This window comes from Bacillus sp. JJ722, assembly GCF_036963345.1.
Taxonomy (GTDB): Bacteria; Bacillota; Bacilli; order Bacillales; family DSM-1321; genus Bacillus_AD.
Window position 1 is genome coordinate 1 of record NZ_JBALMO010000012.1, and the last position, 15,783, is coordinate 15,783.

14 protein-coding genes and 1 pseudogene are annotated in these 15,783 nt (G+C 34.0%); 3 read left to right on the forward strand and 12 right to left on the reverse strand.

Annotated features, from left to right (window positions below):
* Both V7014_RS02095 and V7014_RS02100 read right to left on the reverse strand, forming a co-directional pair.
* On the reverse strand, positions 1-456 hold a 456-nt coding region (locus tag V7014_RS02095; protein WP_335503693.1), incomplete at its 3' end, for a radical SAM protein.
* Between the two features lie 263 nt (positions 457-719).
* Positions 720-1,712 carry a helix-turn-helix transcriptional regulator gene (locus V7014_RS02100; protein WP_335503696.1) on the reverse strand — a complete coding sequence of 331 codons (993 nt, stop codon included), beginning with the start codon at positions 1,710-1,712 and terminating at the stop codon, positions 720-722.
* 631 nt (positions 1,713-2,343) lie between these two features.
* Between V7014_RS02100 and V7014_RS02105 the strand changes: the two genes are divergently transcribed.
* Positions 2,344-2,955 (forward strand): class I SAM-dependent methyltransferase, encoded by a 612-nt coding sequence (locus tag V7014_RS02105; protein WP_335503699.1) that lies wholly within the window; start codon positions 2,344-2,346, stop codon positions 2,953-2,955.
* A 114-nt stretch (positions 2,956-3,069) separates the two neighbouring features.
* Here V7014_RS02105 and V7014_RS02110 read toward each other — a convergent pair whose 3' ends face one another.
* Positions 3,070-4,023: an NAD(P)H-dependent flavin oxidoreductase gene (locus V7014_RS02110; RefSeq protein ID WP_335503702.1), complete on the reverse strand. Its 954-nt coding sequence runs from the start codon at positions 4,021-4,023 to the stop codon at positions 3,070-3,072.
* Positions 4,024-4,245: 222 nt separating this feature from the next.
* On the opposite strand from V7014_RS02110, the gene V7014_RS02115 reads away from it, so the two are divergent.
* Positions 4,246-4,887, forward strand: coding sequence for a DMT family transporter (locus V7014_RS02115; protein ID WP_335503705.1), 642 nt, complete (start codon positions 4,246-4,248; stop codon positions 4,885-4,887).
* Positions 4,888-4,916: 29 nt separating this feature from the next.
* Positions 4,917-5,015 (forward strand): annotated as a pseudogene (locus V7014_RS02120) (DMT family transporter); the annotation flags it as partial.
* Between the two features lie 159 nt (positions 5,016-5,174).
* Here V7014_RS02120 and V7014_RS02125 read toward each other — a convergent pair.
* The 9 genes from V7014_RS02125 to V7014_RS02165 form a co-directional block, all read right to left on the reverse strand.
* Positions 5,175-6,368, reverse strand: a complete 1,194-nt coding sequence (locus tag V7014_RS02125; protein ID WP_335503708.1) for a DEAD/DEAH box helicase — start codon at positions 6,366-6,368, stop codon at positions 5,175-5,177.
* A 127-nt stretch (positions 6,369-6,495) separates the two neighbouring features.
* Complete coding sequence (locus V7014_RS02130) at positions 6,496-9,138, reverse strand: cation-translocating P-type ATPase (protein ID WP_335503711.1); 2,643 nt, start codon at positions 9,136-9,138, stop codon at positions 6,496-6,498.
* 119 nt (positions 9,139-9,257) lie between these two features.
* On the reverse strand, positions 9,258-10,085 hold the full coding sequence (locus tag V7014_RS02135; RefSeq protein WP_335503712.1) for an MBL fold metallo-hydrolase: 828 nt from the start codon (positions 10,083-10,085) through the stop codon (positions 9,258-9,260).
* 169 nt (positions 10,086-10,254) lie between these two features.
* A complete protein-coding gene (locus V7014_RS02140; RefSeq protein WP_335503715.1) occupies positions 10,255-10,965 on the reverse strand; it encodes an ABC transporter ATP-binding protein in 711 nt (236 codons plus the stop codon).
* A complete protein-coding gene (locus V7014_RS02145; RefSeq protein ID WP_335503717.1) occupies positions 10,958-11,731 on the reverse strand; it encodes an ABC transporter ATP-binding protein in 774 nt (257 codons plus the stop codon). The genes V7014_RS02140 and V7014_RS02145 overlap by 8 nt, the downstream gene beginning before the upstream one ends.
* Positions 11,703-12,686, reverse strand: coding sequence for a branched-chain amino acid ABC transporter permease (locus V7014_RS02150; RefSeq protein WP_335503719.1), 984 nt, complete (start codon positions 12,684-12,686; stop codon positions 11,703-11,705). Before V7014_RS02150 ends, V7014_RS02145 begins: the two co-directional genes overlap by 29 nt.
* A 3-nt stretch (positions 12,687-12,689) precedes the next feature.
* Positions 12,690-13,574, reverse strand: coding sequence for a branched-chain amino acid ABC transporter permease (locus V7014_RS02155; protein WP_335503721.1), 885 nt, complete (start codon positions 13,572-13,574; stop codon positions 12,690-12,692).
* Between the two features lie 317 nt (positions 13,575-13,891).
* Positions 13,892-15,052: an ABC transporter substrate-binding protein gene (locus tag V7014_RS02160; RefSeq protein WP_335503723.1), complete on the reverse strand. Its 1,161-nt coding sequence runs from the start codon at positions 15,050-15,052 to the stop codon at positions 13,892-13,894.
* Between the two features lie 202 nt (positions 15,053-15,254).
* The gene (locus tag V7014_RS02165; protein ID WP_335503725.1) at positions 15,255-15,641 is read right to left on the reverse strand and encodes a helix-turn-helix transcriptional regulator; all 387 of its coding nucleotides are present in this window, start codon (positions 15,639-15,641) and stop codon (positions 15,255-15,257) included.
* Positions 15,642-15,783: the final 142 nt, after the last annotated feature.

A 15,783-nucleotide genomic window follows, 5' to 3' on the forward strand; every position in this document is an offset into this window, starting at 1 on the left:
ATCCATATTCCATAGACGAATCGCAGAAATAATTTCACTTTGATTATTGGCTTCATTTATGAAATCAGCAATATCACTAATATATGTGTCTAAATCTTTATTGATATCATTTGCTTCGAAACTGTGAAGAGAGATATTTACTTGACGAAGCGCTTTTTTAGGTAATAACTTTTCTTTCACCTTATTAATCAATGTACCATTTGTTGTAATATTAACCTTTAAACCAGATTCAGCTGCTAAGTCAAGAAAAAGATCGACATTCTTATTTAAAAATGGCTCACCCATTAAATGAAAATAAATATGATCGGTATAAGGTTTAATTTCTTTTAAAATATGAGCAAATGACTCTTCTTTCATTAGCTTCTTTGTTCTACTTAAACTGGAACTCGGGCAAAAATTGCACGTTAAATTACATATATTTGTTATTTCAACATAAATTTTTTTGAACTTTCTCATTACAAATGACCCCTATTTCTACTTACAAACTTTTTTCAATCTGCTTTCTACTATACTCATTATTACCCTTAGAAAGCAACCCAAAAGAAAGCTATAGGCGAATATTTCACCATAATATTTGAAAATCAAAAAGAATGTTTATTAAATCCATTTCAATTAATAACATTTTAAATGGATGTTAATGAAAAAAGACTACTCTAAAAGTAACAAAATGTTACTTTTAGAGTAGTCCTGATTTCTATCATTATATTAATAAAATTTTGTTACTCTTCATAAATGGATGCCATGTTCTTGGCAATTCCTTTAATTTCATCTACTAGAAAAGATGGCGAAATAACCTTTGCCTGATCTCCCCAGCTAATAATCCAATTAATTAAACCTTTGCTAAGCTTAACCTTCGTAGCAATAATAAATGAATTATCATCCTGATTTTTCATATCAATATGCAAACCCAATTTATCAATAACCGGATTAATTAATCCAGTATCAAAAAATTGAATTTTTATCCACTGTTCCTCACCACCAAACATTTGGAACGTGCTTTGCACGTATTCACTAACATTTAACGGTTTTTTAAGAAATTTTTCAGTAGTTGTCTCAACATTCCTCATTCGATCTAAACGATAATGACTCAAGTTCTCGTGTCTAACATGTTCACCAATCAAATAATAAAAATCAGATTCCCATATTAAAGCATAAGGCTTTAACTCATACCTAGCTCCACTTTTTCGCAAGCAAAACTGTTTATCGATATTATATTCGCCATATTGAAAAGTAAGCTTTACATTATTTTTTATCGCGTGATGAATCTTATCGATATGTAATTTAATTAATTGATAATCTTCATTAATAGATTGGTTATAATGAATAGGATCTGGTAGAGATTTAGCAAGGTGCTTACTCGTTAATTTCTTAATGTTATTTACGATGGCATTCTTCTCTTCTCCAGTGATAAAACGAGCTGAAAGAATTGGGTCAATCAACAGTCGTAATTGATATGTTTCAAATAAGCGTTCTTGATGACTATATAAAACTTTACCAAATTTACCTGCATTTTCGATGATTTCAAATCCTTCATTATGGAGCATTTCCAAGTCCCTTTTTATTGATCGACGATCCACATGAAAATCTGTCCCGTACGTTGCTTTCAGCTTATCAATAATCTCATTAATTCCTAATTCATTATTCTCATCTGTTTCTTCTAGTAAAATATCTCTCAGTTTTAATAACCGTTGTCCATTAGGTATTTCTGGCAATCCCTTTACCCTCCACATCAGTGATAATACATCTATTATACTAAATCTATTCAAAAGTAAAAGAGGAAGCCGAATGCGACTCCCTCTTTTAACTTTATGAATGTAATTAAGAAAAAAATATTGTTTGCTAACTCAACAATCCCAAAAGATCTATTCAAATCTCTATCAAGTTTAAACAATATATGTGCAGAATTGGAATTACACCATAAATATTATTTGTCTGTAATATAAAAATACCCCTATTTTTAACTCGACCGCTTTAATCCCATTTTGTTTTGATCTTAATGAAAGACAATTAACACATATGTAAACACAATGATATCAATAAACAAGCTTTATGAAAAGGCTTTCATTAAATATCTCATTATCCCTTAAAACCGTATGAATTATTAATACATAAATCAGTATAATTAAAATTACCGTAACAGTCCAACAAAAAGACTTCATTACTATAAAAATATTTTCACCCCAAAATACATCTAATTTGTAAAATAAAGATTGGATAGCAAAAAAGCTTTAATTAAAAGGTTTACAATTTTCAAAACTCATTATATGTTTATGTGTACATATGACAAGTTATAAACATACAGAATTTTCACTCTCACACTTCGAAATAATTGGAGGAAGTACAATGAATAATTCTTGGAACAAAAATATTTATAATATGTGGTCACCATTCTATGATCAATTTTTTAATTCAGGCATCTTTCTGAAAGCTCGAAAACAAGTATTTCAAAATATTTCATTTAAACAGGGTCAAAAAGTTTTATTTGTAGGTGTTGGAACTGGTGCAGATTTAGAACTAATAATGAATTTAAAATTAGATATAACTGCAATAGATTTCTCACCACATATGCTAAAAAAAGCAAAGCTAAAATTTGTTAACAAACCAATTATATTTTTAGAGATGGATGCTCAAAACATGGCATTTGAAAATGAAGAGTTTGATTATGTTATTGCTAGTTTAATATTATCAGTAGTACCCAATCCAAATCTTTGCCTTCAAGAAATGAAAAGAGTATTAAAGNNAATGGTTATTTTTGATAAATTCGCTTCTCCTAATATAAAACCTTCATTTCCGAAAAGAATCTTGGCATCAACTATTAAACTTTTTGGAACTGATATTAGTTTGATTTTCGAAAAGGCTTTTCAAAATCATAAGGAGGATTTAAAAATAGAAGAAGACCTTCCAATAATGTTTAATGGTATGTATAGAAAAATTGTCTTAAGTAAGCGCAGCTAAAAAGAATCACAATAAAAAACCATTCTCTTATTATCTCTTCCCATCTACACAAAGCAAAAAATAAGGAACTCCTCCCTTGGAATCCCTTATTTTTTGCTTTCGCATTAGCGTTTATTATTGTGTTACAAAAAGTTTGTTTTTGGCTTCATTATATGATTCTTGCAATTCTTCAATAATCTCAACTGTTGACTGTGTTTTCTTAATAGAATGAACACCTTGACCAGCTGACCAAATGTCCTTCCATGCTTTTGCATTGCGTTTTTCTTTTGAAAAACTCATATCTCCTTTTTTGACTAGATTATTAGGATCTAATCCTGCTTTAACGATACTTGGTTTTAAGTAGTTTGCATTTACACCACTAAATGCATCGGTATAAATTAAATCATCCATAGTGGATTCAATTAACATATTCTCATAATCTTCGCTTGCTAAACTTTCATGTGCAGGAATAAAACGTGTACCCATAAAGGCGAAGTCAGCGCCAAGTACTTCTGCTGCTAGAACATCTTTACCATTAGAAATACAACCAGAGAGTATCGTATAACCAGTCCAGAATTCTTTAACACCACCAATGAATGCCATCGGATTTAAAGTACCTGCATGTCCTCCTGCTCCATTACACACTAAAATCAAACCATCAACACCTTTTTCAGCTGCCTTTTTAGCGAAAAAAATATTAATTACATCTGAAAAAACAAGTCCTCCATATGAATGAACGACAGAAACAACAGGGCTTGGATCACCTAAAGAAGAAATAACAATTGGAGGTTGATACTTTTGAATTAGTTGAAGATCTTCTTCAAATCTATGATTTGAGCTATGCGAAATAAAATTTACTGCCCAAGGTGCAGCTTGATTTGTAGGTGATTGAGCGTTATAGTCTGCAAGCTCAGTAGTAATTTGTTCTAACCATTGCTCTAAGTCTGCATTTGTTCGTGCATTTAATAACGGAAAGGAACCAATGACTCCTGCTTTGCAACCCTCGATAACCATTTTAGGACTTGAAACTAGAAACATTGGTGCCATAATAACCGGCAATTTCACTGTATCTTTCACGTTTACAACCATATTTTTTCCCCTTCCAAATTGTTAATAAAATCTTTTATTGTTTATATTTACAAATTAATTTTATATGATTCCGGCTTGAAATACAAATTGTTATCTAAAAATTCAATATAATGCTAAATATTTGAAAAATAGCAAAAAAAGAGTTTACAAGGGTTACCACTAATCTTAATATAAAGAGTATTATATTCGTTGAGAAAATTTACTAGACAAAGGTGACGAAAGATGAAAGACAAATATCCATATTTACTTCTTGTGATAGCGAATCTTATTTGGGGAGGAAACTTTGTTGTTGGTAATATTGGAAAGGAATTTTTCCCTCCATTCACCTTTTCATTGTTACGCTGGTTCATTGCATTTCTTATTCTAACTCCATTTATGTACAAAGGATTTTTAAAAGAACGCTCTTTATTCTGGAAGTACAAATGGATCATTCTATTACTATCATTTACAGGTGTAGCTGGCTACAATACACTAATTTACTTTTCCTTGCACTGGACAACATCGATTAATGCAGCTGTTATTAATTCTATAACACCTATTTTCATTGCTATCTTATCTATTATTATTCTTTCAGAAAGAATAAATACAGCTCAAATGATTGGTATTGTTTTTTCTGTAGCTGGGATTATGTTCACTTTATCGAAAGGATCGCTTACTAACTTAACCTCTTTTGCTTTTAATAAGGGGGATTTGCTTGTCATACTAGCAGTATTCTTTTGGGCGCTTTATTCCATTCTTGTAAAAAAATATTCTACAGTATTGCCAACGTATACTACGTTTTATGTGACAATCTTCTTTGGTATATTTATGCTCTTTCCATTAAGTTTAGCAGAAATAACGGACCCTTCCGTACNNGATTTTTAGCATCAATTGTAGCCTTTTTATCCTGGAATATTGGTGTACCATTAGTTGGTGCTGCAAAAGCAGGTATATATTTAAATCTTCTTCCTATCTTTTCAGCAATTTTTGCACCATTATTTACAGACGAAGTATTAATGTGGTATCAAATTGTTGGTGGAATGATTGTTATAGTTGGCGTATTCATTTCATCTCAAACAAAGAAAACCTTACTATTTACAGCACATAAAAAAAGCGGTAGCTCCTATTAGTGAAGTTACCGTTTTTTTATATTTTCATTATCTCTTATAATTTTAATTTACTTTTCGAGAATAATGCTTCTTTCTTTTCGGTTTTGAATCATCAGATTCTTGATATGTTTGCTTTTCGTTACATGATTCATGTTGTTGTTTCGGAATGATGATTTGTAATTCTTCTTCTATACTTTTCAACAAATCTACATCATCATTTGTATAAAAAGTAACGGCCAAACCATCCATTCCCGCTCGCCCCGTTCGTCCTATACGATGGACATAGCTTTCGGAATCCTCAGGAATATCGTAGTTATATACGTGGGTAATACCTTCTACATCCAGCCCTCTTGCAGCAACATCCGTTGCAACTAAGAGCTGTAATTTAGCTGTTCTAAACTGCTTCATGACACGTTCTCTTTTTGCCTGAGAGATATCACTATGTAATTCATCGCACGCGAATCCATGACTCTTCAATTCACCGTATAGTTTGCTTACTCGGCGTTTTGTTCGGCAGAAAATAACTGCTAGAAATGGTCGATGCTTTTCAACTAATTCAATCAATACAGATTGTTTAGCTCGATCAGATAAGTGGATCGCTAATTGTTCAACATTTTCAGCTGGACCTTGTTTCTTTTCAATTTGAATGGATTGTGGATTACGTAAATGTTTTTGCGCTAGTTTTTGTACATCATCAGAAATGGTAGCTGAGAAAAGCAGCGTTTGTCGTGTCATCGATGTATTTCTTATAATCGTATCTACTTCGTTTTGGAAACCAGTTAGTAGCATTTGATCTGCTTCATCAAGAACCAAATACGATACTCCTTGTAAATCCACCGTTTGTCTTTGTAGGTGATCAATTAGTCTTCCTGGTGTTGCAACGACAATTTGAACATTTCGTTTTAATTTTTTTAATTGTTTTTCTACATCTTGACCACCATAAATGGCTAAAACATTTATACCACTCGTTGCATCGCTTAACTTCTCTACTTCATTTGTTATTTGAATAGCTAATTCTCGTGTAGGAGTAACAATTAATGCTTGAATTTGATCTACTTCACAATCAATTCCTTCAAGAATCGGTAGTATAAAAGCAAATGTTTTCCCTGTGCCCGTTTGCGCCTGAGCAATGACATCTTTACCTTGTAAAATAGCCGGAATAGCTTGTTCTTGGATCGGTGTTGGTTCTTTAATATTCATTTCCTTTAATTTCTGTACATGTCTATTTGAAATCCCTATTGATTTAAAATCTGGCAAAAAAAATCCCTACTTCCTTAAATACTGTCCGTTCTAATATTGTATCTTTCTCAAAAAAATAGCAAGTATGTAATGACAAAAAAATTGCATCGCTAAAAAAAACGATACAATTTTTTAATTATGATCTTTATTTTTTAAACATACGTAATATTAGTTTTCCAAGTTCCATAATAATAACTACTCCGATTGCAAGACCTGCTGCAATGATCCATTCATCCATACCAAATGTTGCTGGAATAGAGAAAACATCACGGGCACCTGGTAATACTGTAATTGTATATAACAATAGGCAAATACCTACTGCACCAATCACATATTTATTACTAAAGAACCCAATCTGGAAAGACGTATGTGTAGTTGACCGTGCAGCAAAAGTTTGGAATGTACGAGCTAAAATTAACGTTGTAAAGGCCATAGCCACACTAATTTCAGCAGATTGCTGTAATCCGATATACTGCGAAATAATAACAGCTACCCCGATTAGAAGACCCCGCATTATAACCGCTTGCATCGTTCCACCAGCAAATATACCTTCATTAATGTCTCTCGGTTTACGTTTCATAACATCTGGTTCAGCCTTCTCCATGCCAAGTGCAATAGCTGGTAGCGAGTCATTTACTAAATTAATAAACAAAAGTTGAAGCGCCGTAAATGGGTTTGCCCAATTCAATACAAGAGCAACCAATATAGCAATAATCGCACCTAAATTGCCAGCAAATAAGTATGCGATTGATTTCTTAATATTATCGAATACTGTCCGACCAACACCAACAGCATTTACAATGGATACGAAATTATCATCCGTTAGGATCATAGCTGCCGCATCCTTCGCTACATCTGTACCGCTTCCCATCGCCACACCAATATCGGCTTGTTTTAGAGCTGGAGCGTCATTTACTCCATCTCCTGTCATCGAAGTGATTTTACCTTTCTTTTGCCACGCACGAACAATGCGAATTTTATTTTCAGGTGAAACACGTGCATAAACAGCGATATTCTCCAGTTTTTGATCAAGTTCATCTTCAGACATAGCATCCAGTTCTTGCCCTGTCACCGCTATATCATTTTCATCCATTAAACCGATATCACGACCAATAGCTTGAGCTGTAGTTTTATGATCACCGGTAATCATAACAGTTCGTATGCCCGCTTTTTTAGACTCTTCAATAGACGCATAAACTGCTTCACGAGGTGGATCAATCATCGCTGTTAAACCAACTAATACAAGATCATATTCATCTTCTAATCCTATATTAGTTTGATCGTTTGGTAATCGTTTATAACCATAAGCTAAAACTCGAAGTGCTTTATTTGAGAAATCTTCATTAGCTTTAAATAATTGATCAAGAATATCTTTCGTTAAATCCTCTTCTTTTCCATTCATTAGTACATACTTACAACGTGCAAACATTACGTCAGGTCCACCTTTTACTAGTAATGTTTTTTTATTGTTAAAAGTATGTACAGTAGACATTAGCTTACGATCAGAATCAAATGGAATTTCTGCTTCCCTTTGGAAAGCATCACGAATTTCTTTATAGTTCTTATTCTTTCGATTACTAAAAGCAATTAGAGCTACTTCAGTTGGATCACCAAGTTCTTTGCCTTCTTCATTAATGTGAGAATCATTACAAAGTACAGCAATATGAATTAACGTACGTTCTGCGTCAGACCAAACACTTGGGTCATCAGGAAATTCTTCCTTAGTTCCATGAGGCAAATAATAATCAACTACTGTCATCTTGTTTTGTGTTAACGTACCGGTTTTATCCGTACATATCACAGATGTCGATCCAAGTGTTTCGACTGCTGGAAGTTTTCGAATAATCGCATGTTGTTTCGCCATTTTATTCGTTCCGACAGCTAGTACAATCGTTACGATTGAGGATAGTGCTTCAGGTATCGCAGCAACTGCTACAGCAACTGCAAACATGAGTGCATTCAAAACAGATGTCGTCATATCTACTGTATCACCAGAAAACCATACGCGACCTACTTCAATAGCAAAAATCATGATACAAAGTAGCAAAATTACAATACCAAGTTTCTTACTGAAACTGTCGAGCTTTCTTTGTAGCGGTGTTTGTTTTGCTTCTGCACTTTCAAGTAAACCAGCAATTTTCCCTATTTCTGTATCTTCTGCCGTTCCCGTTACAACAACTGTACCACGGCCATATACAACCATTGCTCCACTGAACACCATATTTCGACGGTCGCCTAGTGGTACTTCTTCATGAATTGCATTCACGTTCTTCTCAACTGCTTCAGATTCACCGGTTAGCATTCCTTCATCTACTTTTAAGCTACCTGACTCAAAAACACGACCATCTGCCGGTACATAATCACCGGCCTCTAGTAGTACGATATCCCCGACAACTAACTCTCTTGCGGGTATGGTCATCTTCTCTCCATCACGGATCACTTTCGCTTCTGGTGCAGACATTTCTCGTAATGCGTCGAGCGAGCTTTCAGCTTTCCGCGTTTGGATAACACTGATTATTGCATTTACAATTAACACGATAAAGATAATGATTGATTCAATTATTTCTCCTAATAAAACTTGAACAGCGGCTGCGATAAGTAAAACAATAACCATTGGATCTTTGAAATTCTCTAAAAACAGCTTCCATATTGGGTCCTTGTCTTTACCTTTAATTTCGTTGTACCCATTTTTTTCTATTCTTGCTTTTGCTTCTTCTGATGATAATCCATTTTCAGACCCATTTACTTCATTAAATACCTCATCTGTGCTGTTGCGATAGAAATCCACACGAACAGCTCCTTCCCATTACGTTGATTTATATATGAAGAGTATTTTAATATAACAAATTACAACAATCAATTAGCTACTGAAAATAGTCAAACTTTATTCACTATTTCTTAAAAGAATTAATTCTTCTCTTCACTAAGCTCACTTTTGATTAAATCAATATTGCTTTGATGACATTTCCTCATTGCCTTCGGATATCGATATGATTCTAATATAGCAAACGATTCTTCCGTAGTATTCTTCTCTATTCGATCTCTAAGTTGTTGGATATACTTTAATGACTGCTGCTTTCTAATCATTAATTCCTCAACAGATTCAGTAACTGTACCATGGCCCGGAATAATCAACGATAGTGCATGCTCGTTCACAATTGAATCAATTTTAGCCAACGTTTCTTCGTAATCTTTACTACTTGAATAAATATAAGGAAATTCTACATCAGAACAATAATCTCCCATGATGAAGATTCCTAATGGTTCCACTATCACAAATATCCCATCATCAGTATGTCCTTTAGCATGATAAAAAGTTAATTTTGTATCTCCTATAACCAAACATTCTCTATCATGTTTAACAATGATTTGAAGTGTTGGATATTCTATTGAATATGTTCTGTCTAAATAATACTCATGATCGAATTTTATTATTTGTTCAATAATATTTGCTTTATCACTTCTATTATTCATAACTTCGCTTCCAATCGTCACGGCATCAGGAAACGCACCATATCCAAGAATATGGTCATAATCACTATGAGTAAAAAGTAAATAGACAGGTTTCTCACACTTAATATTACACACATCATGTTGAATTGCTTCTATTTCACTTGGCAACCAAGTAGGGTCAACAACTAGGATACAATCATTTGTTTGAATTACTGTCGAATTTGTTTTATAAAGCTCACTTTGAAAAACGGTTACATTTGATTTACAGATTACTTTCTTCACCTTGCTCTCCTATTCTTCCACCAGAATTATCAATACAATCACAATCCTTATTTTAACATTTTTAATCTCCTTTTATTAATTTGATTACCCTATCAAAAAAGGATAAAAACCAAAAATATTGTGAAAATCAAATAGAGCCCAATAAAATACCGGACTCCATTTAATACTATTAACTTGTTCTTTTCCCAAGATAAGCTTCTACAATTCGAGAATCTTTAAGAAGTTCATCTGCTTTACCCTCTATTATTACCTTACCTGTTTCCATCACATATCCATAATCAGCAATCTTTAAAGCTTGCTTCGCATTTTGTTCCACTAGTAATACTGTCGTACCATCAGCTTTTATTTGTTTAATGATTTTGAAAATATCAGCTACAATTAATGGAGCTAATCCCATTGACGGCTCATCTAATAGTAGCAATTTTGGTCGTGAAAGAATTGCTCGAGCTATTGCTAACATTTGTTGTTGCCCGCCTGATAATGTCCCACCTAGTTGATCTCTTCTTTCCTTTAATATCGGAAAATGTTTCATCACATCTTCAATATCTTTGTCAATTTCTTTATCGTTTCGATGATAAGCTCCCATTTCAAGATTCTCTTGCACAGTCATACTGAATAAAATTGCTCTACCCTCTGGTACCAATGCAATGCCTTTCTTAAGAAGTTGATCTGGTCTTAAGCCTGTTATATTTTCTCCTAGAAACTCTATCTTTCCTTGCTTTGGAGTTAATAAACCTGCAATTGATTTCATAGTAGTCGTTTTTCCTGCACCATTCGCACCTAGTATTGTAACGATTTTTCCCTGTTCGACCTCTAAACTAACGCCTTTAAGTGCCTGAATCTTCCCATAATACGTTTCTATTCCAGTAACTTTAAGCAATATCATCATCCTCCTCAGAACCGAGATATGCTTCAATAACTTCTTGGTTATTCTGAATTTCCTGTGGTGTACCTTCAGCAAGTTTCTTACCAAAATTAAGTACAGTAATTCGATCGCATAGCTTCATTACTAGCGGCATATCGTGTTCAATAATCAGTGTTGTAATCCCTCTAGTTTGTACTTGCTTTATTAATCCGAATAAGCTCTCCGTTTCCGTTTCATTCATACCAGCAGCTGGTTCATCTAATAAAAGTAGTTTTGGATTACTAGCCATTGCTCTTGCAATTTCAAGTCTTCTTTGCTGACCATATGCGAGATTTTCTGCAATTATATCATGATGCTGAGATAAACCTACTAAGTCTAGAAGTTCTACCGCAGTAGCCTGCAATTTCTCTTCCTCTAATTTTTGTGACTTTGTACGAAAAACGCTTTTTAGCACACCTGATGAGCTTCGAGAATGTCCTCCAACCAGAACATTTTCAATCGCAGTCATTTGCGAAAAAAGACGTATGTTTTGAAATGTTCTGCAAATTCCTTTGTTAGTAATTTTATGTGGCTTTATACCTGTTATCGGTTGTTCAAAAAACTTTATTTCACCTGATGAAGGAGCATACATATTAGTTATCACATTAAAGATCGTTGTTTTTCCCGCACCATTTGGACCAATTAAACCATATATTTCTCCTTTATTAATCGTAAATGTTACATCTGTTAATGCAGAGATTCCACCAAAATTTTTAGAGATGTTTTTGATTTCTAGTACCACTTGTAGTAGACCTCCTTCTTGATGGCTTGAACTTTTTAAACCAGCCTAGAACAGATGAGTCGATTAAACCTTGAGGACGGAATGCCATCATAATAATTAAAATTAATCCGTAGATCATAAAACGATATTCACTAATAAAGCGAAGAACTTCTGGTAAAACCGTCATAAATGTTGCACCGAATACAGCGCCCCAAATTACTTCACTTCCGCCGAACACTGAGAATATTAGAATTTCAACTGCCCGATGATAAGAAAAGTCAGCTGGACTTATGTAAGCCATAACATGAGCGAATAGTGCTCCGGCAAAACCTGCTAATACTGCACCTTGAGTAAACGCTAATACTTTATAATACGTAATATTAATCCCCATCGCTTCAGCTGCTTTTTCATCCATTTTAATAGAAGCATATGCTCGTCCAACGCGTGAGCTGCTTTGGCGAATGAAAAACCAAATCAACGATATTACAATAATTAACAAAATAACAAATACTAGTAGATAAACAAATTGATTTGGTTTTAATCCATAATCCAATGGGCTGAAACCTACTTCACGCATTTTATTAAAAATTTCTCTACCAATTTGCGGGATACCTGAAATACCTACTGCACCTTTTGTGACAGATTCCCAATTCAGAAAAAACACACGCATAACTTCTCCGAAACCAAGCGTAGCAATTGCTAAATATACACCTGTAAGTCTAAGTGAAGGTAATCCAACTATAATTCCACATATTCCAGCTACTAATGCTCCTGCAATAATTCCCGCCACGATAGGCATGTCGTAATTAATTGTAAGAAGCGCTGAGGTATAAGCTCCAATTCCCATGAAACCTGCACTTCCTAACGATAATTGTCCCGATGATAAAGGAATGTACACGCTTAAACCAAGTATGATATTGATTAATATAAAGGAAGCTACTTGTAAGTAGTAAGGATTAAGAAAATCTGCCATCAATACCTATCTCCCTTCCGTTGCTGTCTTTTGACCAAAGATACCTTGTGGTCTAAGTAATAAAATAAAAATAATAATGATAAAAGCAACTGCATCACGATATCCAGAGTCCCCGTATGCCACGATGAATGTTTCAGCTAAGCCGAGTAATAGACCACCGACCATAGCACCTTTTACATTGCCCATGCCTCCAAGAATAATAATTGCTAATCCTTTAAGTCCAATCGATAATCCCATTTGTGGGTTCACAGAATTAAACGCCATACCTACGAGAATACCAGCAATACCACCCATAGCCGACGCAATAATTACGGTTAATATAATGATTTTCTTTGTATCTACGCCAAGAATACTTGCCGTTTCAAGGTTTTCAGCTGTGGCACGTAAAGCTTTTCCTGCTTTTGTTCTTTGTAGCCAATATGATAATGCCATCATTAATGCTACTGAAATAATAAATATACCAATTTGAACTAAATAAATAGTGATTGAGCCAATTTCGAAATGAATTTCGGAAAATGAATTTCGGAAAGGGTGATTACCAGATCCGAATAAATGATGTGAAAGGTTTTCCAAAAACATTGAAACACCAATTGTACTAATTAGAGGTGCTAAATGGGATACGCCTTGCTTTCCTCGTAAAGGACGCAAGGCAAAACGCTCAAGCATGTATCCCATAATAGCCGTAATAACGACCGCCACAATAAAAGCGACCCAAAGCGGCCAACCTAGTACGCCTGTAATCATAACTCCAATGAATGCGCCAACCATAAAAATCTCGCCATGTGCCATATTAATAATTCCAAGCACTCCAAAAACTAGAGTGAATCCAAGAGCTACGATGGCATAGATGCTACCTAACGTTAATCCATTAATTAATTGCTCGATAAGCATTTACGTTCACCCTTTAATTTTAGATTTGATACTGCTGTAACTGACTTTATGAGCACTTCTGTTGAATAATTTCTCATCTTACCAACTTTACTAGTCTTAATTTATTGTTCAACAGGCTGAAAAAATGAGAGGATTACCATTTCCAAACATTAACCGGCAGCCAGATCTCACATTCAATTAATACAGCTGTCCTCGTTGAGGTCTGGCTACCTCAAAACGTTCTCATATTTAAGCAAAATTACGGACAGTAAAGGAAAAAATACTGTCCGTAATAAGTCCATTTAAAATTTAACCTATTAATCCAATATCACTATCACTTATTCGAATAATTCGAATTTTCCATCTTCAATGATTAGTACTGCTGGATCCATCACAACATCTCCTTCTTTATCAAAAGAGAACTTCCCAAGAACACCATCGAAATCTTTGGTTTTGGCAAGTGCCTCACGGAATGCTTCACGATCTGCTTCACCTGCATTTTCTAATGCATTCGCATAAATCTTCATAGCGTCATATGCTTGAGCTGCGAATTGATCTGGTTCTTTACCGTATTCTTCTTTATACTTTTCATTGAATTCTTTCACTTTCGCGTCATCTTTCTCACCAAACCAAGGTGTTGCTACGATAAGTCCATTAGATGCTTCACCAGCAATTTCAATTACTTGAGGCGAGTTAAATCCATTACCTCCTACGAATGGTACATCGATGCCCATTTTTCTTGCTTGGTCCATAATTACAGCACCTTCATTATAAAGAGCTGAACAAAGAATTAAATCTGGTTTTTTTGCTTTAATTTTTGTTAATTGTGCATTATAGTCAGATTGTCCTTTTTGGAATGTTTCCTTAGCTACAATTTCAAGACCTTGCGCTTCTGCTTCTTTCTTCATCGTGTCATAGCCTGATTTTGTAAACACGTCATCATTTCCATAAATAATGGCTACTTTCTTTGCATCATATTTTTCAACCGCTTTTTTCATAGAAGCTGGAATAGCTAAAGCTTCTGGAATGGAGTTTCTGAAAACATAATCTCCAATTTGCGGAATACCATCCGCAGTAGTAGATGTACCAATGATTGAAATTCCATTCAAGTCAGCTTCAGGAGCAACTACGTTCATTTCAGTGCTTAATGTTGGTCCTAATAATCCAATAATGTCTTCATCAGCCATTAATTTTTGCGCTGCTGATAGTGCTTGCTCTTGTTTGCCAGCAGAATCTTCAATTGCTAATTCAATATCCACTTTTCCTTCAGCATTTACTTCCTTCACTGCTAAATTAAATCCATTAGTGATAGCCTCACCATATGCAGCACCTGATCCCGTTATAAATGAAATGACTCCAAATTTTGCTTTGATAGGACCGGCAGACTTACCTCCACCTTTTGAATCGGTCTTATCAGAGCTACTGCCACCACAAGCTGCTAGAACCAGCAACATGAATACAGCGATTACTATAAATGATTTCTTTACTACTGTTTTCATCCTTGTCCCCCTATTTAGTAATAGAAAATATTAGCTCTCTATTCATTAAAAGATAATTTAGAAACAAAGTAAATATAATTTTTAAAATTTTTAGAATATTAAATATATACCAAAAATTATTTTCACACTGCAAAAAAGGTTGTTCAGTAAATATCTTTGAACAACCTTTTTAATAGAATTATAGTCAGAAAGCTTGATCTTTTTATTTCACTGGTCCATAGTGATCCTTCACGGCTTTAGTTAATAAAGCAACACAACGATCTAGCTCTACTTTCAATTGTTTCTTGTAAAGAACGGCTTCTTTTTTTCCTTTATCTGTTAAATGATAGATGACTATTTCTTGAAAATCCACACCTGGCTCACCTTTAATCTTTTTTTCTCTCGTTACTATTCCCTCTTTATATAATTCATGGAGTGATTTATATAACTCGGAGTGAGTAGGTGAATATCCGTATTGTTTAAACTCTTTACGCAAATCATCAAGCATTTGAAACCCATATCCTTTTTGTCGTTCAATTAAATCTAATAAATATAGTTTTAAGAAAGCCCGCTGCTTTAACAGAAAGCCTCTACTTTGTTGATCACTCATCGTTAATCCTCCTAATTTTCGAAACTATAATGTCTTATTAATTCGACTATTTCACACAAATTCCCTTTGCAAATCTTTACGAATTTCTTTCAATTATTTATATTAATATTTTATTTTTAGTTTTTAAAAATCTATTGTTAAT

What these genes read in the sequence shown, in the direction of transcription:
- V7014_RS02165 (WP_335503725.1), bottom strand. Translation starts at nt 15,641, where the DNA reads ATGAGTGATCAACAAAGTAGAGGCTTTCTGTTAAAGCAGCGGGCTTTC.
- V7014_RS02110 (WP_335503702.1), bottom strand. Translation starts at nt 4,023, where the DNA reads ATGGTTGTAAACGTGAAAGATACAGTGAAATTGCCGGTTATTATGGCA.
- V7014_RS02160 (WP_335503723.1), bottom strand. Translation starts at nt 15,052, where the DNA reads ATGAAAACAGTAGTAAAGAAATCATTTATAGTAATCGCTGTATTCATG.
- V7014_RS02155 (WP_335503721.1), bottom strand. Translation starts at nt 13,574, where the DNA reads ATGCTTATCGAGCAATTAATTAATGGATTAACGTTAGGTAGCATCTAT.